Below are 20,941 nucleotides of genomic sequence, written 5' to 3'. Positions count from 1 at the left end.
AACACCATGGTGTACCAATAGTGGTACATTTACTATGTTAAAATGAAAGAAAACAATGCGGAAATCCGCATTTGATGGAGGAAATAAAAATGGTAGACACCAAAAAAGAGCAGGAACGCGAAGAGCTGCACCGTGCAATCTGGGCGATTGCGGATGATCTGCGCGGCGCAGTGGACGGATGGGATTTTAAGAGCTACGTTCTCGGTACGATGTTCTACCGTTATATTTCGGAGAACATCGCCAGCTATATCAATCAGGGCGAAATTGATGCAGGCAACCCGGATTTCCGCTATGAAGATATGTCTGATGCAGAGGCAGAGCAGGCACGGGAAGGACTGGTACAGGAAAAAGGGTTCTTCATCCTGCCCAGTGAGCTGTTCTGCAATGTGCGGGCAAAAGCGGCCAGCGATGAAAACCTCAACGAAACGTTGGAAACGGTGTTCCGGCACATTGAGGAATCCGCAAAGGGCAGCTCCTCTGAGGGACAGTTTGCAGGGCTGTTTGATGATTACGATGTCAACAGCAATAAGCTGGGTGCGACCGTTGCCAAGCGCAATGAGAAGCTCGTGAAACTGCTGAACGGCGTGGCAGATATGAACCTTGGCGATGTGAAAGAGCATGACATTGATGCCTTTGGCGATGCCTACGAATACCTGATGACCATGTACGCCAGCAATGCAGGCAAGTCCGGTGGCGAGTTCTTTACGCCTGCTGATGTTTCGGAGCTGCTGACCCGGCTGGGTACCGTAGGCAAGAAGGAAATCAACAAGGTATATGACCCGGCCTGTGGTTCCGGTTCGCTGCTGCTGAAGGCAGAAAAGGTGCTGGGACGGGATGCCGTGCGCAATGGTTTCTTTGGACAAGAAATCAACATCACAACGTACAACCTGTGCCGCATCAATATGTTCCTGCACGACATTGAATTTGACAAATTCGACATTGCCTGTGAGGACACGCTGACCAATCCGCAGCACTGGGATGATGAACCTTTTGAGCTGATCGTATCGAATCCGCCGTACTCCATCAAGTGGGCCGGTGACGAGAATCCGCTGCTCATCAATGACCCTCGCTTTGCTCCGGCAGGTGTGCTGGCTCCGAAGAGCAAAGCGGACTTGGCGTTTATCATGCATTCGTTGGCATGGCTGGCTTCCAACGGTACGGCAGCAATCGTCTGTTTCCCCGGCATCATGTACCGTGGCGGCGCAGAGCAGAAGATCCGCAAATATCTGGTGGACAACAACTTCATTGACTGCATCATTCAGCTGCCGAGCAACCTGTTCTTTGGTACCAGTATTGCCACCTGCATCATGGTGCTGAAAAAGGGTAAAACGGACAATAAGGTGCTGTTCATTGATGCTTCTTCCGAGTGCGTCAAGGTGACGAACAACAACAAACTCACCCCGGAGAACATTAACAAAATAGTGGACACCTTTGCACAGCGGGCAGAAGAAGCACACTTCTCCCATCTGGCGGAGTATTCCGAGGTGCAGGAAAATGACTATAACCTGTCGGTTTCCACTTATGTGGAGGCTAAGGACACCCGTGAGAAGATCGACATTGTAAAGCTGAACGCTGAAATTGCACAAATCGTAGCACGGGAGAATGAACTGCGAGCCGCCATTGACCAGATCGTGGCAGAAATCGAGGGCTGAGATGGAAAGCAAGAAGAAAGATTCTGCATTGGTACGTTCTTCTGCGGCTGAATACCTGACCTTTGTTGCCTCTACGGGTGAGGACAAGGACAGCATTGAGATGCGCTACGAGGATGAAAACATCTGGCTGACGCAAAAGATGATGGCGACCCTTTACGATGTGGGGCTTCCGACCATCAATGAGCATATCAAAAAGATTTATGCTGACCATGAGCAGGACGAAGCGGCAACTATTCGGAAATTCCGAATAGTTCAAAATGAGGGTGGCCGACAGGTTGCTCGCAGCGTGAACCACTATAATCTGCAAATGATTATTGCGGTCGGCTTCAAGGTGAACAACCAGCGGGCGGTGCGGTTCCGTGTCTGGGCAAATCAGATCGTGGAGCAGTATACTATCAAGGGCTGGGCAATGGACGAAGAACGCCTGAAAAACGGTGGCACAGTCCTGACCAAGAAATACTTTGAAGAGCAGTTGGAGCGCATCCGGGAGATCCGCATTTCGGAGCGCAACTTCTACCAGAAACTTACTGACATTTACGCTACTTCGCTGGATTATGACCGCAATGCGCTGACCACAAAAGAGTTCTTTGCGAAGGTGCAGAATAAGATGCACTATGCCGTGCATCGCCATACGGCGGCAGAACTGATCTATGAACGTGCCGATGCCGAAAAGCCGCACATGGGGCTTCACACATGGAAGGACGCTCCCAACGGCAAAATCAAAAAGAGCGATGTTTCGGTAGCGAAAAACTACCTGACCGAAGATGAAATGAAGTCCATGGAGCTGATCGTTTCGGCATACCTCGACCTTGCCGAGAACCGTGCCCGCCGTCATATTCCCATGACCATGGAGGACTGGGCCAAGCGGCTGGACATCTATTTGCAGGCAGATGATCTGGAAGTGCTGAAGGATGCAGGCAAAATCTCGGCACAGCTTGCAAAGATGCACGCCGAAACGGAGTTTGAAAAGTACCGTGTGGTGCAAGATCGGCTGTACCAGAGCGATTTTGACAGGTATTTGGAGGAAAACCTAGAGTAAAGATGAGCCTTGAGATTTGGAGTTTCGTAGTGGATGTGCTCTCATTGATTGCAACAGTTGTATTGACAGTTGCAATCTATTGGCTACAGCGCTCACATGAAAAAGAACGTGAGCAAATGGAAGTGGAGGCGCAGAAAAAGGCTGCTGCTGAAGCGGCAAGAGTTTTTCTGATTGATAATGAGGATGAAATAGAGTATTTGCCGTTGTCGGCGATTGCAAAGAGTCTGAAACTCAAAAGAAAGCATCATAGAGCGATAACGACCAAGTTTTTAAGATGTAGTGAGGAAGTCCAAAAGGAAATCCTCAAGCAAGCCAATTTTCAGCCAATAGAAGTTTCCAAAGAACAGATAAGTGCTGCGTTGAAACTATTAAAAGACGATATTAAAACATACTATTTTGGTCGAGATGTTTTGTATGGTGGAGCTAAATACTTTCATTGGGGCATGGAACGTTATTCGGACGAAAAAACTGAAATAGTAAATCCATACAGATTTGAGGACATAAGGCGAACACACTTTTATCAAGGCGATTCACTCCGATTATTAAAAGACACGAGCTATAACGGAACGCTATACGGATATATGTATGATTACCTTCACTCCGCAGATTTGGGAAAGTCCAAATGGCTACTGCAGCCACCAATTGATATGGTTTGGTCGCAATGCAATTTGGCTGGATGCCCGGAAGAAATAATGACATTCTGGACGATGCGAATCGTTATTGACTGTTGCCGGGTATTTGCTGAATCAGAAGAAGATATTATTTTCGATGAAGATTTGATCGAAACACAGGAAGATATGTATTATTATGCGGTGATGGCGTTGTATAGTACTTACATTGCAAAGAAAGTAGAGAGTGCGAATGAGTAAGCTGGAAGAACTGATTCAGGAACTTTGCCCGGATGGTGTACAAGTATTTCGCTTGGAAGAAATAGCGCATTACGCAAAGACCAGAATAGATTGCAAAACTATAAATGAAGATAACTATGTTGGTGTAGAAAATCTTCTTCAGAATAAAGCCGGAAAAACGAAAGCAACTTCAGTCCCAACAACGGGAATGGTGATTGCGTATCAAAAAAATGATATTTTGATTGGTAATATCCGGCCATATCTCCGTAAAGTTTGGCTTGCAGACTGTGAAGGCGGCACAAATGGAGATGTGTTGACCGTTCAAATTGAAGATACAGAAAAAGTACTTCCGCAGTTTTTGTATTATGTGCTGTCATCTGAGAAGTTCTTTTTATATGATATCCAGAACTCAAAAGGTGCCAAAATGCCAAGAGGAAGCAAAGACGCGGTAATGAAGTTTGAGGTTCCACTTCCGCCGCTTGAAATTCAGCGTGAAATTGTCAGTATCTTAGACAATTTCACGGAGCTTACAGCGGAGCTTACAGCGGAGCTTACAGCTAGAAAGACACAGTATAGCTTTTACCGAGAAAAGTTGTTAGATATGACTAAAGTGAAAGCGATGATGGTTGAAATTGCTGATCTTGGAAAGTGGTCTGGCGGCAAAACTCCCTCGATGGCTGAAATGAAATACTGGGAAGGTGGTACGATTCCGTGGGTATCTTCAAAAGATGTTAAGCAGCCGATTTTGTCAGATACGATTGACCACATCACGAATGCAGCGGTTGATGAAGCATCTATGACGGTATATCCTGCTGGGAGTGTGGCAATCGTTACACGGTCAGGAATTTTGAGGCACACATTCCCGGTTACTTATATTCCGTTTGAAACGACGGTAAATCAGGACATTAAAATTCTGGTGACAAAAGAAGGGATATCTTCTCGGTATGTTTCCCATGCGTTGCAAGCCTATGGAGAGAACATTCGCAGAACGACCAAGAAACAGGGCGGGACAGTTGATTCTCTTGATTTTCAGAAAGTTTTGGCCTATAAAATTCCCGTTCCACCTCTTGATGTCCAAAATCGCATTGTGAATGTGCTGGACAACTTTGAGAAAATTTGCTCTGACCTCAATATCGGCTTGCCTGCTGAAATTGAAGCCCGTCAAAAGCAGTACGAGTATTACCGAGATAAGCTCTTGACATTTGCAGAAACTGGTAACACAATCTTGAGCAGAGCAGAGCAGAGCAGAGCAGAGCAGAGCAGAGCAGAGCAGAGCAGAGCAGAGCAGAGCAGAGCAGAGCAGAGCAGAGCAGAGCAGAGCAGAGCAGAGCAGAGCAGAGCAGAGCAGAGCAGAGCACTGATTAAGCTCTTGCAGTATGTGTTTGGCTATGCGGTTGTTTCTCTGCAAGATGTAGTAAAGAACAGCTGCTCTGGCGGAACACCGAAAAAAGGCGTATCAGAATATTACGAGGACGGGAATATTCCTTGGCTGAGGACGCAGGAAGTGGTATTCCGGGATATTTGCAAGACGGAGTGCTTCATTACGGAGAGTGCAGTAAAAAATTCTGCGGCAAAGTGGATTCCAGAGAACTGCGTAATAGTTGCAATTTCGGGCGCGACTGCTGGAAGATGTGCAATCAATAAAATTCCGCTGACAACAAACCAGCATTGTTTGAATCTTGAAGTTGACCCGGAGATGGCGTTGTACAGATATGTGTACTATTGCATCTGTGCAAAGCAGGAAGAACTTCTTGCGAAAAAGGAAGGCGCACGCGGAGATTTGAACTCGACTAGAATTTTGAGTCTGCAAATTGATCTTCCGGCCCTTGAAGAACAAAAACGAATTGTTTCTATTCTTGACCGTTTTGATGCTATCTGCAATGATTTGACCAGCGGCCTGCCCGCGGAGATTGAGGCAAGGCAAAAGCAGTATGAGTACTATCGGGATAAGCTTTTGACATTCGAAGAAAGAGGATGATGGTTGTGGGATTAGAACAAGTGGCCTCAGTTGTTATATCATTGATATCTCCAGTAGCAGTTGCTGCTGTGACTGCTTTTCTGACATCCAGGAACGCTAGAGAAAATGAAATGAGAAAGCTCCTCCATGAGAAAAGACTTGAATTGTACATGAGCTTTTATGAACAAGTGGAGCGATGCTTAAAGAACAGACAAATTGTCTTTGAACAGGAATATTTTCAGAAGATTGGGACTTACAAAGCGAAAATGACTTTGATGGCCTCAGAAAACACAAGAAAGGCATTTGACGAATTCTTTTGGCTCATTCGGCAAAAGTGGACGGATTATCATAAATATTCCTTGGGAAATGATCCTGCGTTCGATGAAAGTCGCCACCATACGACATATGATGAAAATGGAAACGAATCGGAATGGGTAGATGTTAGTCGGGAAGAATTGGATGCCTTTAATGATGAAATTCGGCGATATAAGAAAACAAATAAACCGGCGAAAGAAGTCATAGAAAAATATGCGGAAGAAATATATCAGTCTATGAGAAATGATTTGGGAAGCAATCTGAAGTAGGAGGAATTTGAAATGTCCTTTTTCAATATCGTTGCGGCTACCAATGAGGATACCGTTGTTGCTGCCTATGAACCCTCCAAGGTGCGCTCTGACAGCTACCAAAGAGAGGCGGAACTGGAAAAAGAGTTTATCCGGCTGTTGTGCGAGCAGGGCTACACCTATCTGCCGCTGCATACCGAGGATGAACTGATTGCTAACCTCCGCAGCCAACTGGAAGAGCTGAACCACTACCGGTTTTCCGATACGGAGTGGCAGCAGTTTTTCAGTGATGTAATTGCCAACCCCAACGAGCATATTCCCGAAAAGACCCGGAAGATTCAGGAAGATAATGTGCAGGTATTGCACCGGGATGATGGAAGTTCCAAAAATATCACACTGATCGACAAAAAGAACATCCACAACAACCGCCTGCAGGTCATCAATCAGTATGAGGTAAAACAAGCAGACGGCGCACGGCATGATAACCGCTACGATGTGACGATTTTGGTCAACGGCTTTCCGCTGGTTCATGTGGAACTGAAGCGGCGCGGGGTGGCCATCCGGGAGGCGTTCAACCAGATCAACCGCTATCAGCGGGATTCGTTCTGGGCGGGCTGCGGTTTGTACGAGTATGCGCAGATTTTCGTGATCTCCAACGGCACAAATACCAAGTACTACTCCAACAGCACCCGCTACAATGCCATCAAGGACGCCAAACACGGCAAGACGAAAAAGGAAAAGACCAGCAACAGCTTTGAATTTACCTCCTACTGGGCCGATGCAAACAACCGCGTGCTAACGGATCTGATCGACTTTACCCGGACATTCTTTGCAAAGCACACGATCCTGAGCGTGCTGACCCGGTACTGTATCTTTACCTCAGAAAAGATGCTGATGGTGATGCGCCCATATCAGATCACGGCAACCGAGAGGATATTGAACCGCATCGAGATCGCTAACAATTACAAAAAGTATGGCACTATCGAGGGCGGTGGCTACATCTGGCACACCACTGGATCCGGCAAGACGTTGACCTCCTTCAAAACGGCACGGCTGGCATCGCAGTTGCCCTACATCGACAAGGTGTTGTTTGTGGTAGACCGCAAGGATTTGGACTACCAGACTATGAAAGAGTATGACCGCTTCGAGAAGGGCGCGGCAAACTCCAACACCAGCACCACGATTCTGAAACGCCAGTTGGAAAACCCGGAAGCACATATCATCATTACCACCATCCAGAAGCTGGCGACCTTCATCAAGAAAAATCCGGGGCATGAAGTCTACCAGAAGCACGTTGTAATCATCTTTGACGAGTGCCACCGCAGCCAGTTCGGTGATATGCACAAGGCCATTGTTCACAATTTCAAAAAGTACCACCTGTTCGGCTTTACAGGAACGCCGATTTTTGCAGTCAACGCAGGAAGCTCCACTGATCCACGCTATTTCACCACGGCGCAGACGTTCGGCGACCAACTGCACACCTACACTATCGTGGATGCCATCAACGACAAGAATGTGCTGCCATTCCGTGTGGATTACATCAAGACGATGGATGCAGAGCCAGACATGGACGATAAACAGGTTTGGGATATCGACCGGGAAAAGGCATTCATGGCTCCCAAGCGTATTTCTCTGGTGACAAAGTACATCCTCGACCACTTCGACCAGAAAACCTATCGGGGAGACAAATCGTATGAGTTTAATCTGCTGACGAATGTGGCAGAGGTGGCCTCTGCCCAGCGTGGTGCGGTGGAGGAAATTAAGCAAAAACAGCGCGTCAGCGGTTTTAATTCGATTTTCTGCGTGGCTTCTGTGCCGATGGCAAAGCTGTATTATCAGGAGTTCAAAAAACAGATGGCGGCAGACCCAACCAAGCGGCTGCGCATTGCTACCATTTACAGCTATGGAGCCAACGAAGCGGAAACGGATGGCATTCTGGACGAGGAAAACCCGGAAGATACCTCCAACCTTGACCAGAGCAGCCGGGATTTCCTGGACGCAGCCATTCAGGATTACAACGAGATGTTCCACACGAACTACTCGACCGATGGCGAACGGTTCCAGAATTACTACAAAGATGTATCGCTCCGCATGAAAAATAAAGAGCTTGACCTGCTGATCGTGGTCAATATGTTCCTGACGGGCTTTGATGCCACGACCCTGAATACCCTTTGGGTGGACAAAAACCTGAAGATGCACGGTCTGATTCAGGCGTTCAGCCGGACGAACCGTATCTTGAACAGCATCAAGACCTTTGGCAATATCGTCTGCTTCCGCAATCTGCAAAAGCGGGTGGATGCGGCAATTTCGCTGTTTGGAGATAAAAATGCGGGCGGCATCGTTCTGTTGCGCAAATATGCGGACTACTACCACGGTTATATGGACGAGCAGAGAAAATACCATCAGGGCTATACGGACATGATCGATGACCTGACGCAGAAGTTCCCGCTGACAGAGCCGCAAATCAACGGGGAGCAGAACCAGAAGGACTTTATCGTGCTGTTTGGTGCACTGCTGCGGATGCGGAACCTGCTGTCCTCCTTTGATGATTTCAAGGGCAACGAACTGATCTCTGAACGGGATTTACAGGACTATTTGGGCCGCTATCAAGATTTGCGGGATGAATGGCGTAACAAGAAGCACGATGAAACCAAAGAGGACATCACGGATGATGTGGTGTTCGAGGTGGAACTGATTCGGCAGGTCGAAATTAACATTGACTACATTCTGATGCTGGTCAAAAAGTACCATGACACCCATTGCGATGATAAAGAAGTGCTCATCACGATTCGCAAGGCGATTGATGCCAGCCCGGAACTGCGTAGCAAAAAGCAGCTGATTGAAACGTTTATTGCAGGGGTCAGCGATGTGGATGACGTGATGGCAGAGTGGAATACCTTTGTGTCCGAACAGCGAGAGAAAGAGCTTACAAAGATCATCCAAGAGGAAAAGCTAAAGGAGCCGGAGACGCGCAAGTATCTGGCCAATGCGTTCCGTGATGGCGAGATCAAAACTGTGGGCACTGACATTGATAAGCTGATGCCGCCTGTTTCCCGTTTCGGCGGCGGTGGCCGGGCGCAGAAAAAACAGGGTGTGATCGACAAGCTGAAAGGATTCTTTGACAAGTTCTTTGGGATTGGTGAAAGTTCATTTGAGGAGGGAAAACATGACTAAATGGTATAGAGGATAGTACTATAACGGTAACATCGATAATGGTGAGTAGAGAAAAATGGATATTTTTTCAACCAGAGAATTGGCAACGGCTTTTTGGGTTGGTGCGATTTTGATAGCTGTAGGAATGGCTATAGTTACCAATAAAAAGATAAGGCAGGGGTTTATAGGAGTTCTGAAATGCTTCTTCAACAGGAAGCTAAGGAAATTATGGGAAATATATTTCTTGTACATCGGAATAATCACGCTGATGTTTTCAAGGTCTCCAATATGGAAAAATATATATTTAAAAGATATTATTCTTTGGACGCTTTTTTCTGGATTGACTATTTGTATGAATGCAGTCGCTGGCGAAGCTGACGAAAAGTATATATCTAAAGTCCTTAAAGACAATATCAGATTTACTGTAGTCACGGAATTTCTATTGAGCACTTTTACATTTAGTCTTTGGGTTGAACTGATAATAATTCCGATAATGACAGCTATTACTTTGCTTGATGTAGTTGCAGCACAAAAAAGTGAGACAGTGGCCGTACATAAACTACTTCAAAGCGTGATAGCCTTTATTGGGCTATGTTTGGTATTTCAAACAGTAAAAGTGGGAATTCGGGAATATCGAGAACTCAATATGGTAGATACATTGGTGAGTTTTTTCATTCCGATGGTCTATTTGCTTTTTGTCACACCACTGGAATATGTTTTTGAACTATATTCAAAGTATGAAATGTTATTTATACGGATGTGTTTTAAAGAGCCGCGGGATAAAAAAGTGAAACGAAAAAGACACTTGAAGGTGATAAAAGCGTGCGGATTATCCGTTAGGAAAATTATACTGTTTCAAAAACAGTGCATACCACGAATGTATGTTTCAATGTCTGATTCGGAATTTGAGGCGTTGATAAGTCAGTTGGAAGAGATTTGTCAATAAAGTTAAAAGCTTGAAAATGTGTGAGCAATCGATTATAATATTGATAGAGGGTTCATTGGTTGTGTGATACTATCCTGATACTAAAAAATCAGCAAGCCACATCTAGCACAGCAATCTCATGAAAAAGTGAACATTCAAGAATAGCCTTACTAAACAAATTTGTTTAGTGAGAATCCGAGCTTACCGAGCTCGAGTAATGGAATATAAGAAAATAAAGCGTGTCTACGATTGAAAAATGATGAATTTCGGAAGAATGACATCACTTTGACATCACCTGCGGCAAAAAGCACCTGCTGGATGTGCCGGGAAATGGTAGCACGGTTTATTATCGAAGAATAATTTGAAAGCCCCGGAAAGTTACGAGAAATCGAAACTTTCCGGGGCTTTTTTGACATCATGACATCACAAAACAGACCGTGACATCACCTGTTTTCGGCCTAGCCGAGTGACATCAAATCGGATTCATCGTCATTGGAAGAGGGGGAGCCGATGGCCTCCAGCTTTGACACAAGCTCCTGCTGCTTGTTGGGGTACAAATGGGCATAGGTTCGCATGACGACGGGAACGGTGTCGCCGATTCGCCTTGCTACCAGAACGACGGAGTAGCCCAGCTCAATGCAGAGGGAAACATGACTGTGTCGCAGGTCATGAACGCGAATATCCGGCAGATAGGTGAGCTGAGTGCAGCGGGTCAGCTCCTTGTTGAGCGCTGTGCACGTCATGTAGAATACGCGGTCGTCCGGGGTCAGCCCGTAGAGCCGGGAACAGTAGGTGCGGAACTCTTCGGCCAACCAATGCGGAATAGGCACATTGCGGTTTCCGCCTTTCTTGCTGTTCTTAGTGGGGCCGAAGATGTCCTGCCCCTTTTTCTGTGGTAGGTCTTGTAGATGCGCAACTGGTCATCATCGGTCAGGTCTTTGGGCAACAGCGCCAGCATCTCGCCCTCGCGGCATCCCGTCCAGAACAGAATATCAAATGCCAGAAGATAGGCCTCGTTGCGGAATTCTTTCCGCAAAAGCTCGTACTGGTCTTTCGTGATGATAAGCATTTCTCCGGCGACGGAGGAACCCATGTAGCCAGCGGCATCGCACGGATTGAAACGCAGGCCGTAGAACGTCTGGGCATAGTTGAAGAGCGCGGTCAACTGTGCGTGGATGGTGTAGAGGTATGTTTCCGAATAGGGGAGGCCAGTGGCTTCGCCCATTTCTTTGATTCGCTGCTGCCAATCTCGAATATCAAGAGCAGTGATCTCGTTCATTTTCCGGTTTCCGAGAAGCGGAACGATTTTGGTGTCAAAAATATTTCGCTTAGTGTCCATTGTGGTGTCGCGGACATGGTGCTCCCGGTCATCGAAATATAGCTCCACGAAGCTGGCAAGAGTCATATCACAGCTCTTGGCCTTTTGCAGATGGAATTCGCGCTCCCACTCCTGCGCTTCACGTTTGGTTTTGAAGCCGCGCTTGCGCTTCTGTTTTCTTTTTCCGGTGAAATCAGCGTAGCGAAATTGGCAGTACCATGTGCCAGTTTTTTCGTCCTTATAGCAGGGCATTAGAATATACCTCCTGACGTGTTTAGAAATCCCCGACCATTTTTATAATGGCCGGGGTCTTTTGCTTTATAAAATAACGAAATTCGTTATGCTATTACGGAATGCGTGATGCAAATTTTAATTGCGACGATATCTGGCGTCAAAACGGCGGTTATACGATTCCACAACATAATCAAGTGAGTCAAATGGCTCATTCAAATAACGCATGAATAAGTCATAGGCCTCTTCTTTTGAACAGATACAATCGGGAAAAGCATCGTCTTGGTAAGCAGAATCGAATATTTGAAATAAATCATTTTTGGTTAGGGAAAGCTCTTGAACACACTTTTTTATATTTACGATGATTCCAGGAGCAATCATGGCTTGCGACTTCACGGGAAGCCCGTGCCCAATACTGCATAAGTACATCTGATAATCCCACATGGTTTGAAAATAGAATAAGTCAAACCTATAAATTTGAATGCCTGAAAAAAGAGCCTCGCGCCATGCGTTGTTCGTAAGGTGAATATCCATGATGTCTTTGGTAGCATCCCTCCAATAGTCGTAATCGTTGTTTTTGCGATGATTCTCAGCGAGCATAGACAATTCTGAAACCTTATCGCGGCGTGAATTTTGTATTGCTGTGATGCCGGAATCTGTAATGCGAAATTTATTGGGGATGAGCCTGTTCATCTTCAAAAAGGAGAGAGGAACAGATCCTACAATCCGCTTAATTAAATCGGATTTTTTTCCAGAGACATCCAAATTGTTTTGCAATAAAATAGATTTTAACTCATCGACTTTGAAAGCAGAGAGATCCGCTTCCAAAGGAACAGAAACGATATATCCTGCACCCCATAAGTGGTGTAGCAAAGAGTTAAAATCAATGTGGTGTGCCGTCGTCCAGTAGCGCCCAATGGATGGTTTGTTGAATTTTATTCGTTCAATCTGTGCGAGAAATTCAATATCCCAGTATGAAAAATTTCCTGTATAAGCAGGGGATAAATCGATATTTGAAAGGTCGATTTTTGATAGATTTGCTGCATGATCGTTGTTGAGCTTTTCGATTTCTTCTTTCGTTTTAGGTTTGAACTGGCTGAATGGAATAATATTGCGCCGGGGACGGGGGCCAAGCGATTCAAATGTTATGGCTTCATTTTTCTTTGGGTGAAACAATTTACTTAGGAACCCCATAACCTCACAACCCTTTCTGTTATTTATTCACGGATTTCGGTAGATGGCTGGAATCTGCTTGTAAGCTGTCTTACTCTTTCCAATGGCGTGCTTGCGCCGGGAAGGAGTGAGAAGATGCCTGCATCGGATGAGCGCTCCAGACATGGAAATGTGCTTGATGATGTTCTTCGGGAAGAAATCAAGGATTTAACCCCGGAACAGGTCAAGCGGGTGCTTGAGTACATCGAAACGCTGAAACAGCAGTAACGAGCACCGATGGCGCGGACAGGCCCTCTTTGGGAGCCTGTCCTTTTGTTATTCGCGCAGGAATTTGACGAAGCGGACGTACTCTATTACCTTGCGCATTTCATCGTCCGTCAGATCGTGCGTGGAGTCCATGAGCCGCCTCTGCAAAGCGGAAAGATTCGACTCCGGGAAATCTACCTCCCCCCGGAGATAGGCTTCAGACACGCCATAGCGGGCGGCAATAGTGGCGATGTCCGAAGCGGTAGGAACAGATTTTCCCGCTTGCCAGCTCGCAACAAGGGTTCTACTTTTCCCGCACAGGCGCGACATAAAAGCGCCCGATGAACCGTAATATTCCATCAATTCGACAATGCGTTGGACAGTAATCGTCATCCTTTTTACCAGCTTTCTTTCTGAAATCTTGTGTAATACGCTGAAATCCAACACTTGTTAGATTTGCGGTCTTGTCGTCTAACAGGTGTTGGATTATTATATAATCACAGTCAAACATTTGTTGGACTGCATGAGCAACAACGGAGGTCGAAAAAATATGAAAATGGTAACGTACAAAGTGCTCAGCAAAGCAATGCGGGAGCTGACAGAGCAAGTCACAGAGCTGGATGAGTCCATTGAAATTCGCTTGGTATTTGGTGAAAAAGTTGAGATCAGCATTTCAATGGACTGGGCGACAATGGATGCAGCACGGGCCGCAGAACTCGCAGAGCATCTGGCAAAAGCGGCTGAACTCGTGAAGAACTTCAAGTACGCTGGTTATACGATTGTTAGATAAAGGGGGATGGCCATGAAGTATTCAGACATCAACAAGATGTTCACGACAGAGGTGAACAAGTACTTGGCGCAGGGGTATTACTTCAACACCTCGACAATGCCCGGAAGCCAAGGTGAGCTTGGCAAGGTGGACTTGACCAATGGCGTCGAAATCATCTGCGTGGTTCTTGACCGTTTCTCGGAGGGGTGGGACAAGAAAGGCGTTGAGCTGATTGTTGGGCGGGTACGGGAAGAAGAGGGCGTAGAACCCAATGCCCCTAAGAGCAGCCGGACAATCTGGCTCAAACGGCTTGAGAGAGTCAGCGCCCAGCGTTTCTATGACGTCAGTGGTATCGGTGATACAGAGCCGTACTTCGGGACAGAAGCGGACGCAGAAGCCGTCAGCAAGAAGCGCCTTTATCGCTACTCCCTGCGGCCAAACCGTGACCGAAAGGATTTGACCAGCGCCGAAACCATCAAGATTGTGGTGCCGTTCATTTGCCGAAAACTGGCCGTCAAAAATGTGGACAAGAAGCGCATTGCTGTGTTCCGCACACCTGACCATAGCTATATCATCGAATACCGCGGTAAAGCCTATCAGCTCAACAACAAGGAGGTTTGACTTATGTACTGCAACAAGTTTTTCAAAACCGAAGAGGAGGCCAAGGCTTTCAAGAAGTCTCACGGCGGGGCGCTGTATAAAGGCGTCAAGGGGAGCCGCACCCGGCAAGCGTACCGGGTCGAAGTGATGATGGCCGTGCAGGGCGGCTGGCTCCGCAGCACAGAGGTGGATTCGTACCCGTTCTGTGTTGCATGGAATGGTGAGCCGCTGTCGGCCGGAAAGGAGATTTGAATCATGAAAGCGCTGAAGATTGAGCCGGGAAAGGCCCCGGAACGCATTGATATTCACAACGAGCTTGCAACCCTGCAAGACGCCGTGGGCGGCTACATTCAGGTGGTCTACCCGGATCCGCACCGCCCGGTGGGCCTGGTCTGCAATGAGGAGGGCAAGTGCTGCGGGCTTGAACTGAACAGAGCCTTATACCAAAACGGTAAGCCCTACGACATCATTGCCGGCACGTTCTTGGTAGTTGGGCTCTCGGCAGAGGACTTCACGGATCTGCGGGAAGAGGATGCAGCATATTTTGAGAAGCTATTCCATTCGCCGGAGAAGTTTAAGTACTTCGCAGGGCGGCTGGTCATTTCCAAGGTGGTTTCTGGCGGGGCTTGATGGCCCCGCTTTTCTTAAATATTAAGAAATTATGAAAACCCACTGGGTTTTCTAGGTTACGTTAGGTTATTCTCGGTTCTTTGGGTTTTCTTGGGTTTCTGAAAAAGTGAAGTCAGAACAGTTAAAATTCAAAATAAGGGTGAAATTTGAGGGTCAAAACTCAAATCCTAAGATGCAAACTTGAAATCCTCGTCAAAATAAAAGGATGCAAGAACGTGTAATTTTATTAAATGTTAAGAAATTGTGAAAACCCACTGGGTTATTTTTGGTTTCAGAGAAAACCCAGCAAAACCCAACGAAACCCAGAACGCCCAAGATTAAGAATAAGATTAAGAATAAGATTAGATGACTTCGTCATCATCACGCGCGGGCGCGCGTTATATAGCCGACGACGACGAATCCAGTTGATGGAGAACGGGGTCATCCGTGCGGCCAAGCAGGTAGTCAATGGAACAGTCTAGCCTATCAGCAAGGAGTATAAGCGTTTTTCCCGATGGAGGATCCTCTGCATTTTTCCAGCGTGTAACAGCACCAGAAGAGATGCCCAGTTCCTTTGCGATTGGGTTTGGCTTTGTGCCTCGTAGAGCGCACATCTGATAGAATCGCTCCCAAAATATCAAAAATAGGACCTCCTTTTTGTGCAAAAGCATGAATCTCACTAAAATGAGATTATCGTATTGCTATCTCATAAAAGTGAGATTATAATATATCTAACAAATGATTCAAACACCTGTTAGATAGAAAGGACAATACCATGACGAATGTTTACATTGACAGCCGCCGGGATGGGTACTCTCCCAGCCAGTGCCACGACACCATGACGGTGGGGGAGTTGATTGACATCCTGAGCCAGTACGACGAAGACCAGCCCGTCTACATTCGCAACGACAACGGCTACACCTACGGGAGCGTCCAGATGGACAGCGTTACCGAGGGAGAGGAGGACGAGGACGAATGAGACTTCTTGTTGAGTACACCTCGCATGGCCGCGGCCCGGCAGCGCCGCAGACCTACACCACCACGCTGGACATTGTGGACGATGTGGCGGAACGGCTGTTAAAGGCCAAGACGCCGTACACGTTCCGGGAACGGAAGCGCTGCACACGGGAAGCTCTGATTCTTGCGTTCCTGATTTACGACATCGAGAACCTGCAGGAACGGAGCTTCGGAGACAACGACCAGATTTTGAGCATCCGGCGGGATAGCAGGAGCTGAGGGAGGACCACATGGTGAAGTTTGTAGCGCCCATGGCTACATGGGAAATCGTGGGCGGCGACCTGCCACCTGTCCGAGTTCGAGCCCGGACGTTCGATGAAGCACTTGCAAAGGCAAGGCTTCGTGATCCCGGCTATTGTGCCGGATGGGTCGTTGAGGAGGGCTGAACCATGGAAATCAAAAACGTGCACTGCGAGAAGCAAGCGCTGGAGCTTTTCAGGATGATGCCGGACAACAAGAAGTCATCTCTCCACAATGCGTTGAGCCGAAACCTTGAGTTTACCACTTCTTGGGGACTGGAACTTGGCGAACTCCGTGCTTATCAGAACGGTGTTTACATCACTCTCCAAGGTACGCGCTGCAGTTTTTCCGTGTATGCAGAGTTGGTGAACGGAAAGCCTGTTTTCAAGCGCAAGCCCCCTGAAAGCAAGCTCAGCCTGAAATTCAGAAGCGGCCTACTGTTCGATGCTGGAGATTTCAACGAATTCTAAACAATATTGGGAGGACTAAACCATGTTTGAGATCACCGACGCCGAGAAGCTGAGAGACGCTTACACCCTGCTGGCATTCATCCGGGACGACGTTCCCACCACCACCGCCGAGCAGAAGACCGGCTTGGCCGCCTTTATGGTCAGCATCAAGAAGGAGATCCGGGCCTACAACAACCGCCCGGCACCTGACAGCCGCATTGTCGAGGAGCGCGGCATTGACGGCTACATTGAGCTGGTGCAGCTCCCGGACGAGCTGGACAAGGTCAACGAGAACGATGCCGCCGAGTGGTTCCGGGCAAATCGCTACTATGAGTTTTACCCGACGGCCTATGACTGCTCTGGGCAGCGCTTTACAAACTGGTACAAGCTGCACCGCCGCTGCGGGCACTGGTTCGCATATCATTCGGTCAGCTTTGACGTTTAATCAAATTGGAGGTCTGAACGATGAAAAAGATTGCAAACAAGTCCATTCCACTTTTTCAGCTGGAAGAGAGCCATTTGGAGAGCAAGTACCGCAGCGAGGGCTTCACGTATATGATCGTCAACGGCTATGAAGTCCGCTGGCCGAGGTGGGAGAACTTCGTGGCTGCGCTTGAAGATCGTACAGCGGAGTTCTTTCTCCCCGGTGGGACATGGGAGACACTGGGCGATGAAAGACCAGACTACTAAGACCCCGCCTGATGATGGCCGCTGGTATCGGCCGAACCCATTTTTGTGGCATCACGAAGATGGTCGCGGGAACCAACACCGCAAACCAAGGAAAGGAAGATTCACATGAAGTATGAGATCTACCAGCTGAAAGAGGACACCGTGGAGCAGGTAAAACTGCGGTTCATGGCATCCGATCAGGCCGCACAGCTGGGCGGCATCCACCGGGAGAACTACCGTCTGGTGTACGAGGGTAAGGCGGAAACCCGAAAGGATGCACAGCAGACGCTTGATGGCCTGTTCCGCAGGTTCAACATAGACAGGCCCGCAGGCTTCGAGGGCCACAGCTTGAGCGTGTCGGACATCATTCACCTCGCCGATGAGGAATCCTCCGACTGGTGGTTCTGCGATGCCTACGGCTGGAAGCTGCTGAGTGGGAAAGAATGGGGGCAGACCTGATGCGCCACTACACAAAAGCGGAGTGGCGTAAGATCCCGGAGGCCTACAAGGGCCGCTGGGAGCCGACGCCGCTCAACCTTGAGCGGGTGAAGAGCGGTGAGCTTCCGGCAGAGTACATCGGCAAACGGAACACCATCGTCAATGACGAGCATCACGGCACGGTGCTTATCACCGAGGGCGCGCACTTCGTAATCGACGAATGAGCACAATCGCTCAAAGAGGCGATTTGAGCCGCGTTTTGCATCAAACGACAAATTCCTTGCGGAAGAATCAAAAACGCAAAATAGAGCCATCTGAGCAGCTCTGAGAACTATTTCCGCTGACTCAGAATGAACTGAAGATAATCTGTAACCTTTTGGCGTTCATCATCTGTCAGATTCATCCGTTTCACGGCGGGGTCAACAGTGCGCCCCATGAGGAAGTCCATGGAGCAGTCGAGGTAGTCAGAGATGCGGGCAAGGCTATCAGCCGCCATCATGCGGCCAGTGCGTAAGTTGGAAAGGGTGCCTTTGCTCATTCCAAGTTCGGCAAACATATCTTTCAGCTGGACATTGCGAGCTTTTGCTTGAAGCTTGATGTTTTCTGCAAGGGTTATAGAATCATACAAATTTTGGGTCGGCATTTTGTGTATCCTCACAAAACCTTGCAATCGCAATGATTTTGCCTTGAAATATTGCAATCGCAAGATTATAATACACTTGTACAAAACAAATGTCAGATTGAAAGGGTCAGCGCTTTCCATTCAGCGCGTTCCCCGAAGCCCCTCTGCAAAGGGGCTTCAACGTACCACGCAGTACAAACCATGCAAGTTGATTCCTCCTAATGACAGGCATCGCTGCAAAGCGCAGCGCCGATACTGCAAATCGGCGGTGCGCAGGTAAAGCGATTACTCCCCAAGAGCTTCTGCTTAACAGCTTAAAGGCGGGGGGAACGCGTTGAATGGTGGGTACTGGCCCTTTTAGTCTATCAAAAATCAAACAAGTGTTCAATACATTTGTTAGATAAATCTTTGTCGGGAAGGAGAAAAAACATGAAGAAAGTTCCGCTGCCGGAGTGGTGCGTGTCGGTCAAAAAGGCAATGGTCGAGCGCGACGACATGACCGTTACCGAGCTGGCAAAAGAAATCGGGTATTCCCGCGCACACGTCAGTCAGGTCATCAACGGCACGATGGTGCCGTCCGCGAACATCAAGTCTGCGATTGAGTCCTGCTTGGACCTGCGGGCGTGATTTCTTACATCATGAGTCTATCAGAAAGGAGAGTTGTGCGAAATGGCGGTTGATTGCCAGAATATCTACAAAAACGCGCGGAAATCTGCCGGAATGACGCAGGAAAAAGCCGCACAGCTTTTGAACGTGTCAGTCGATTCTCTGCGGGATTATGAGCAGAGCCAGCGCCCGGTACCCAGCGACGTGGCAAGCGCCATGTGCGATGTGTACCAAGCCCCATATCTTGCAGTTCAGCATCTGCGCCTGTCTTCAGAGCTGGGCAAGCGGGTGGTTCCGGAGATTCAGCTGAAGGACCTGCCGGAAGCTGTTCTCAGCGTTCTGGCGGCGGTTCAGAGGTTTATCATAAAGCGCGATGCGATGATAGAAATTGTCGCAGACGGAAAAATCGACGAGGACGAACAGGCCGAGTGGGACAACATCATTGACCGGATGAACGACCTGAACGTGGCCATGAACAATATGCGTTTCTCGAAAGGAGGGCGTCGGACGTGAAAGAATCGTACTTCATCGGCGCGAGCGAAGTAAAGGAAATCGTCGGGTGCAGCAAATCCAGAGCCTATCAGTTCATCCAGCAGATGAACAAAGAGCTGGAAGCCAAGGGGCTGCTTACGTTTCCGGGCAGAGTGCCCCGGCGGTATGTGTTCGAGCGGTTCGGTATTACGGAGGTTCAGGATGATGCGAAAGGCAATAATCCCGCTGGTGGCAACAGCGGCGGCGCAACTGCTGGTAATCGGAAGCATCGCCGCGGCGTTCGCTTTCCAACCGGAAGCGGCGCAGCTCCCGATAGTGACGATTCCTGTGCGGGCTGATATCGAGCAGGGCGAGTGCATCCGGCAAGACCCGGTCCCCTATGAGCCGATTACATACCATGTGCCGCTGGATGCGGATTTACAGCAGTATACAGCCGAGATGTGCGACTTGTACGAAGTTCCGCTGGAGCTGGCTTACGCCGTCATGCAGGTCGAGAGCGGTTATACCGCAAACGCTACCAGCTCAACCGGAGATTACGGTCTGATGCAGATCAACGACATCAATGCAGGATGGCTCAAGGATGAGCTGGGAGTCACGGATCTGCTGGATGCCCGTCAGAACATCAAGGCCGGGTGCTACATGCTCGGAAGTTATCTTGCCCTGTACGATGGAGACATCAACCGAACTATGATGGCGTACAACCTTGGGAAGAGCGGGGCAGAAAAGGCTTGGAATGCAGGAACCCGCAGCACTGCCTACACCGACAAGGTGTGGAGCGCAATGGTTGGCCTTTTGGAGGAAGAAAGGGATGTTTCGTAAGGTGATGCAAATGATTCAGGATTACGCGGAGAAGAAGCTGCTGGATGAAGTCTTTGCTACATACCTCGATGTGCAGGATGCCGCAGCTGAGATGGCGCAGGTGCTCCCGTGTCCCCGGTGTGGGAAGCTGACCATGAAGATGCGCTTGCACAGCAACGCTCTTTCCCGTCAGGTTCCGGGCATCACGATTTGTGACCAGTGCGGAACCGAAGAAGCGCTGGATGCAATGGCAGGGAAGCCAAAGGATGCCCATGAATGGGCGCTGGTCAAAACTTACATGAAAGGAGCAAACCTCAAATGAAGCGCAGGGAAAAGAAGCTGAGCGTGATGGATTGGGTACTCGTAGGACTGCTGGACACGCTGGCCGGGGTCGTAGCCGGAGGGCTGATGGCAATATGGCAGTTGCCGAGTGCCTACCGCTGGCGTGGCTACTGGGCAATCGGCGGCGAATGGCTGCTTGTCATCATTGCAATCATCATGGCGGTGCGGCTGACGCACGCATTCCA

The 20,941-nt window shown here is 48.4% G+C and carries 31 protein-coding genes; 25 read left to right on the top strand and 6 right to left on the bottom strand.

Annotation, left to right across the window (positions count from 1 at the left end; all coding sequences use genetic code 11):
* The first annotated feature begins 89 nt into the window (after positions 1-89).
* From ACNQFG_RS12145 to ACNQFG_RS12115, 7 genes are read left to right on the top strand one after another with little or no spacing between them, the layout of a single operon-like run.
* Entirely contained in the window at positions 90-1,652 is a 1,563-nt protein-coding gene (locus tag ACNQFG_RS12145; RefSeq protein WP_097777956.1) for a type I restriction-modification system subunit M, read from the top strand.
* 1 nt (position 1,653) lies between these two features.
* Positions 1,654-2,691: a virulence RhuM family protein gene (locus tag ACNQFG_RS12140; protein ID WP_154251402.1), complete on the top strand. Its 1,038-nt coding sequence runs from the start codon at positions 1,654-1,656 to the stop codon at positions 2,689-2,691.
* A gap of 2 nt (positions 2,692-2,693) precedes the next feature.
* Complete coding sequence (locus tag ACNQFG_RS12135) at positions 2,694-3,560, top strand: hypothetical protein (RefSeq protein WP_418265831.1); 867 nt, start codon at positions 2,694-2,696, stop codon at positions 3,558-3,560.
* The gene (locus tag ACNQFG_RS12130; RefSeq protein ID WP_423405098.1) at positions 3,553-5,517 is read left to right on the top strand and encodes a restriction endonuclease subunit S; all 1,965 of its coding nucleotides are present in this window, start codon (positions 3,553-3,555) and stop codon (positions 5,515-5,517) included. Before ACNQFG_RS12135 ends, ACNQFG_RS12130 begins: the two co-directional genes overlap by 8 nt.
* A 5-nt stretch (positions 5,518-5,522) precedes the next feature.
* A complete protein-coding gene (locus ACNQFG_RS12125; protein ID WP_423405097.1) occupies positions 5,523-6,080 on the top strand; it encodes a hypothetical protein in 558 nt (185 codons plus the stop codon).
* A 12-nt stretch (positions 6,081-6,092) separates the two neighbouring features.
* Positions 6,093-9,233, top strand: a complete 3,141-nt coding sequence (locus ACNQFG_RS12120) for a type I restriction endonuclease subunit R (RefSeq protein WP_423405096.1) — start codon at positions 6,093-6,095, stop codon at positions 9,231-9,233.
* A 55-nt stretch (positions 9,234-9,288) separates the two neighbouring features.
* Entirely contained in the window at positions 9,289-10,158 is an 870-nt protein-coding gene (locus ACNQFG_RS12115) for a hypothetical protein (RefSeq protein WP_217296346.1), read from the top strand.
* A 437-nt stretch (positions 10,159-10,595) separates the two neighbouring features.
* Here ACNQFG_RS12115 and ACNQFG_RS12110 read toward each other — a convergent pair whose 3' ends face one another.
* The 3 genes from ACNQFG_RS12110 to ACNQFG_RS12100 form a co-directional block, all read right to left on the bottom strand.
* Complete coding sequence (locus tag ACNQFG_RS12110; protein ID WP_423405095.1) at positions 10,596-10,949, bottom strand: hypothetical protein; 354 nt, start codon at positions 10,947-10,949, stop codon at positions 10,596-10,598.
* Positions 10,904-11,707: an Arm DNA-binding domain-containing protein gene (locus ACNQFG_RS12105; RefSeq protein ID WP_423405094.1), complete on the bottom strand. Its 804-nt coding sequence runs from the start codon at positions 11,705-11,707 to the stop codon at positions 10,904-10,906. The genes ACNQFG_RS12110 and ACNQFG_RS12105 overlap by 46 nt, the downstream gene beginning before the upstream one ends.
* Before the next feature lie 117 nt (positions 11,708-11,824).
* Positions 11,825-12,862, bottom strand: a complete 1,038-nt coding sequence (locus tag ACNQFG_RS12100; RefSeq protein WP_423405093.1) for an SAP domain-containing protein — start codon at positions 12,860-12,862, stop codon at positions 11,825-11,827.
* Positions 12,863-12,994: 132 nt separating this feature from the next.
* Here ACNQFG_RS12100 and ACNQFG_RS12095 point away from each other — a divergent pair, with 132 nt between their 5' ends.
* Positions 12,995-13,126, top strand: coding sequence for a hypothetical protein (locus tag ACNQFG_RS12095; RefSeq protein ID WP_256466539.1), 132 nt, complete (start codon positions 12,995-12,997; stop codon positions 13,124-13,126).
* Positions 13,127-13,174: 48 nt separating this feature from the next.
* Here ACNQFG_RS12095 and ACNQFG_RS12090 read toward each other — a convergent pair whose 3' ends face one another.
* A complete protein-coding gene (locus tag ACNQFG_RS12090; RefSeq protein WP_423405092.1) occupies positions 13,175-13,498 on the bottom strand; it encodes a helix-turn-helix domain-containing protein in 324 nt (107 codons plus the stop codon).
* 157 nt (positions 13,499-13,655) lie between these two features.
* On the opposite strand from ACNQFG_RS12090, the gene ACNQFG_RS12085 reads away from it, so the two are divergent.
* The 4 genes from ACNQFG_RS12085 to ACNQFG_RS12070 are packed head-to-tail and all read left to right on the top strand — an operon-like array spanning position 13,656 to position 15,104.
* Positions 13,656-13,895: a hypothetical protein gene (locus tag ACNQFG_RS12085; protein WP_423405091.1), complete on the top strand. Its 240-nt coding sequence runs from the start codon at positions 13,656-13,658 to the stop codon at positions 13,893-13,895.
* A 12-nt stretch (positions 13,896-13,907) separates the two neighbouring features.
* Positions 13,908-14,495, top strand: coding sequence for a hypothetical protein (locus ACNQFG_RS12080; protein WP_022257388.1), 588 nt, complete (start codon positions 13,908-13,910; stop codon positions 14,493-14,495).
* A gap of 3 nt (positions 14,496-14,498) precedes the next feature.
* Entirely contained in the window at positions 14,499-14,726 is a 228-nt protein-coding gene (locus tag ACNQFG_RS12075; protein WP_423405090.1) for a hypothetical protein, read from the top strand.
* A gap of 3 nt (positions 14,727-14,729) precedes the next feature.
* Complete coding sequence (locus tag ACNQFG_RS12070) at positions 14,730-15,104, top strand: DUF3846 domain-containing protein (protein ID WP_423405089.1); 375 nt, start codon at positions 14,730-14,732, stop codon at positions 15,102-15,104.
* 377 nt (positions 15,105-15,481) lie between these two features.
* Here the strand turns inward: ACNQFG_RS12070 and ACNQFG_RS12065 are convergent, their stop codons facing one another.
* Positions 15,482-15,697, bottom strand: a complete 216-nt coding sequence (locus ACNQFG_RS12065; protein ID WP_423406591.1) for a helix-turn-helix domain-containing protein — start codon at positions 15,695-15,697, stop codon at positions 15,482-15,484.
* A 161-nt stretch (positions 15,698-15,858) separates the two neighbouring features.
* Between ACNQFG_RS12065 and ACNQFG_RS12060 the strand changes: the two genes are divergently transcribed.
* The 8 genes from ACNQFG_RS12060 to ACNQFG_RS12025 all read left to right on the top strand — a co-directional run bounded on the left by ACNQFG_RS12060 (position 15,859) and on the right by ACNQFG_RS12025 (position 18,120).
* Positions 15,859-16,062, top strand: a complete 204-nt coding sequence (locus tag ACNQFG_RS12060; RefSeq protein WP_055188441.1) for a hypothetical protein — start codon at positions 15,859-15,861, stop codon at positions 16,060-16,062.
* Positions 16,059-16,319: a hypothetical protein gene (locus tag ACNQFG_RS12055; RefSeq protein ID WP_249247176.1), complete on the top strand. Its 261-nt coding sequence runs from the start codon at positions 16,059-16,061 to the stop codon at positions 16,317-16,319. The genes ACNQFG_RS12060 and ACNQFG_RS12055 overlap by 4 nt, the downstream gene beginning before the upstream one ends.
* Positions 16,320-16,330: 11 nt before the next feature.
* Positions 16,331-16,486 (top strand): hypothetical protein, encoded by a 156-nt coding sequence (locus tag ACNQFG_RS12050; RefSeq protein WP_249257208.1) that lies wholly within the window; start codon positions 16,331-16,333, stop codon positions 16,484-16,486.
* A 3-nt stretch (positions 16,487-16,489) separates the two neighbouring features.
* A complete protein-coding gene (locus tag ACNQFG_RS12045; protein ID WP_112089994.1) occupies positions 16,490-16,810 on the top strand; it encodes a hypothetical protein in 321 nt (106 codons plus the stop codon).
* 22 nt (positions 16,811-16,832) lie between these two features.
* Positions 16,833-17,234, top strand: coding sequence for a hypothetical protein (locus ACNQFG_RS12040; RefSeq protein WP_423405088.1), 402 nt, complete (start codon positions 16,833-16,835; stop codon positions 17,232-17,234).
* Positions 17,235-17,254: 20 nt separating this feature from the next.
* The gene (locus tag ACNQFG_RS12035) at positions 17,255-17,479 is read left to right on the top strand and encodes a hypothetical protein (RefSeq protein ID WP_112089992.1); all 225 of its coding nucleotides are present in this window, start codon (positions 17,255-17,257) and stop codon (positions 17,477-17,479) included.
* 105 nt (positions 17,480-17,584) lie between these two features.
* Positions 17,585-17,917 (top strand): YodL domain-containing protein, encoded by a 333-nt coding sequence (locus ACNQFG_RS12030; RefSeq protein WP_423405087.1) that lies wholly within the window; start codon positions 17,585-17,587, stop codon positions 17,915-17,917.
* Positions 17,917-18,120 (top strand): hypothetical protein, encoded by a 204-nt coding sequence (locus tag ACNQFG_RS12025; RefSeq protein WP_158401675.1) that lies wholly within the window; start codon positions 17,917-17,919, stop codon positions 18,118-18,120. The genes ACNQFG_RS12030 and ACNQFG_RS12025 overlap by 1 nt, the downstream gene beginning before the upstream one ends.
* 107 nt (positions 18,121-18,227) lie before the next feature.
* Here ACNQFG_RS12025 and ACNQFG_RS12020 read toward each other — a convergent pair whose 3' ends face one another.
* A complete protein-coding gene (locus tag ACNQFG_RS12020; RefSeq protein ID WP_423405086.1) occupies positions 18,228-18,659 on the bottom strand; it encodes a helix-turn-helix domain-containing protein in 432 nt (143 codons plus the stop codon).
* Between the two features lie 288 nt (positions 18,660-18,947).
* On the opposite strand from ACNQFG_RS12020, the gene ACNQFG_RS12015 reads away from it, so the two are divergent.
* Genes ACNQFG_RS12015 through ACNQFG_RS11995 form a run of 5 tightly spaced genes read left to right on the top strand, consistent with a single transcriptional unit; the run spans position 18,948 to position 20,736 of the window.
* Positions 18,948-19,145, top strand: coding sequence for a helix-turn-helix domain-containing protein (locus ACNQFG_RS12015; RefSeq protein ID WP_423405085.1), 198 nt, complete (start codon positions 18,948-18,950; stop codon positions 19,143-19,145).
* A gap of 42 nt (positions 19,146-19,187) precedes the next feature.
* Positions 19,188-19,637 carry a helix-turn-helix domain-containing protein gene (locus ACNQFG_RS12010; protein ID WP_423405084.1) on the top strand — a complete coding sequence of 150 codons (450 nt, stop codon included), beginning with the start codon at positions 19,188-19,190 and terminating at the stop codon, positions 19,635-19,637.
* Positions 19,634-19,954 (top strand): hypothetical protein, encoded by a 321-nt coding sequence (locus tag ACNQFG_RS12005; protein WP_423405083.1) that lies wholly within the window; start codon positions 19,634-19,636, stop codon positions 19,952-19,954. Before ACNQFG_RS12010 ends, ACNQFG_RS12005 begins: the two co-directional genes overlap by 4 nt.
* The gene (locus tag ACNQFG_RS12000) at positions 19,944-20,435 is read left to right on the top strand and encodes a transglycosylase SLT domain-containing protein (protein WP_423405082.1); all 492 of its coding nucleotides are present in this window, start codon (positions 19,944-19,946) and stop codon (positions 20,433-20,435) included. Before ACNQFG_RS12005 ends, ACNQFG_RS12000 begins: the two co-directional genes overlap by 11 nt.
* A 10-nt stretch (positions 20,436-20,445) precedes the next feature.
* Positions 20,446-20,736: a hypothetical protein gene (locus ACNQFG_RS11995; protein WP_249247186.1), complete on the top strand. Its 291-nt coding sequence runs from the start codon at positions 20,446-20,448 to the stop codon at positions 20,734-20,736.
* Positions 20,737-20,941 lie beyond the last annotated feature (205 nt).

This window comes from Faecalibacterium prausnitzii (assembly GCF_049532945.1).
In the GTDB taxonomy this organism is placed as follows: Bacteria; Bacillota; Clostridia; order Oscillospirales; family Ruminococcaceae; genus Faecalibacterium; species Faecalibacterium prausnitzii_N.
Note: the sequence above shows the minus strand (reverse complement) of the source record. Positions and strands in the feature narration are given on the sequence as shown.

Bases quoted from the DNA above. Each gene is read 5' to 3' on its own strand.
- ACNQFG_RS12145 (WP_097777956.1), top strand. From the start codon at position 90: ATGGTAGACACCAAAAAAGAGCAGGAACGCGAAGAGCTGCACCGTGCA.
- ACNQFG_RS12140 (WP_154251402.1), top strand. From the start codon at position 1,654: ATGGAAAGCAAGAAGAAAGATTCTGCATTGGTACGTTCTTCTGCGGCT.
- ACNQFG_RS12135 (WP_418265831.1), top strand. From the start codon at position 2,694: ATGAGCCTTGAGATTTGGAGTTTCGTAGTGGATGTGCTCTCATTGATT.
- ACNQFG_RS12130 (WP_423405098.1), top strand. From the start codon at position 3,553: ATGAGTAAGCTGGAAGAACTGATTCAGGAACTTTGCCCGGATGGTGTA.
- ACNQFG_RS12120 (WP_423405096.1), top strand. From the start codon at position 6,093: ATGTCCTTTTTCAATATCGTTGCGGCTACCAATGAGGATACCGTTGTT.
- ACNQFG_RS12115 (WP_217296346.1), top strand. From the start codon at position 9,289: ATGGATATTTTTTCAACCAGAGAATTGGCAACGGCTTTTTGGGTTGGT.
- ACNQFG_RS12105 (WP_423405094.1), bottom strand. From the start codon at position 11,707: ATGCCCTGCTATAAGGACGAAAAAACTGGCACATGGTACTGCCAATTT.
- ACNQFG_RS12095 (WP_256466539.1), top strand. From the start codon at position 12,995: ATGCCTGCATCGGATGAGCGCTCCAGACATGGAAATGTGCTTGATGAT.
- ACNQFG_RS12090 (WP_423405092.1), bottom strand. From the start codon at position 13,498: ATGACGATTACTGTCCAACGCATTGTCGAATTGATGGAATATTACGGT.
- ACNQFG_RS12085 (WP_423405091.1), top strand. From the start codon at position 13,656: ATGAAAATGGTAACGTACAAAGTGCTCAGCAAAGCAATGCGGGAGCTG.
- ACNQFG_RS12080 (WP_022257388.1), top strand. From the start codon at position 13,908: ATGAAGTATTCAGACATCAACAAGATGTTCACGACAGAGGTGAACAAG.
- ACNQFG_RS12075 (WP_423405090.1), top strand. From the start codon at position 14,499: ATGTACTGCAACAAGTTTTTCAAAACCGAAGAGGAGGCCAAGGCTTTC.
- ACNQFG_RS12070 (WP_423405089.1), top strand. From the start codon at position 14,730: ATGAAAGCGCTGAAGATTGAGCCGGGAAAGGCCCCGGAACGCATTGAT.
- ACNQFG_RS12065 (WP_423406591.1), bottom strand. From the start codon at position 15,697: ATGTGCGCTCTACGAGGCACAAAGCCAAACCCAATCGCAAAGGAACTG.
- ACNQFG_RS12060 (WP_055188441.1), top strand. From the start codon at position 15,859: ATGACGAATGTTTACATTGACAGCCGCCGGGATGGGTACTCTCCCAGC.
- ACNQFG_RS12055 (WP_249247176.1), top strand. From the start codon at position 16,059: ATGAGACTTCTTGTTGAGTACACCTCGCATGGCCGCGGCCCGGCAGCG.
- ACNQFG_RS12050 (WP_249257208.1), top strand. From the start codon at position 16,331: ATGGTGAAGTTTGTAGCGCCCATGGCTACATGGGAAATCGTGGGCGGC.
- ACNQFG_RS12045 (WP_112089994.1), top strand. From the start codon at position 16,490: ATGGAAATCAAAAACGTGCACTGCGAGAAGCAAGCGCTGGAGCTTTTC.
- ACNQFG_RS12040 (WP_423405088.1), top strand. From the start codon at position 16,833: ATGTTTGAGATCACCGACGCCGAGAAGCTGAGAGACGCTTACACCCTG.
- ACNQFG_RS12035 (WP_112089992.1), top strand. From the start codon at position 17,255: ATGAAAAAGATTGCAAACAAGTCCATTCCACTTTTTCAGCTGGAAGAG.
- ACNQFG_RS12030 (WP_423405087.1), top strand. From the start codon at position 17,585: ATGAAGTATGAGATCTACCAGCTGAAAGAGGACACCGTGGAGCAGGTA.
- ACNQFG_RS12025 (WP_158401675.1), top strand. From the start codon at position 17,917: ATGCGCCACTACACAAAAGCGGAGTGGCGTAAGATCCCGGAGGCCTAC.
- ACNQFG_RS12020 (WP_423405086.1), bottom strand. From the start codon at position 18,659: ATGGAAAGCGCTGACCCTTTCAATCTGACATTTGTTTTGTACAAGTGT.
- ACNQFG_RS12015 (WP_423405085.1), top strand. From the start codon at position 18,948: ATGAAGAAAGTTCCGCTGCCGGAGTGGTGCGTGTCGGTCAAAAAGGCA.
- ACNQFG_RS12010 (WP_423405084.1), top strand. From the start codon at position 19,188: ATGGCGGTTGATTGCCAGAATATCTACAAAAACGCGCGGAAATCTGCC.
- ACNQFG_RS11995 (WP_249247186.1), top strand. From the start codon at position 20,446: ATGATTCAGGATTACGCGGAGAAGAAGCTGCTGGATGAAGTCTTTGCT.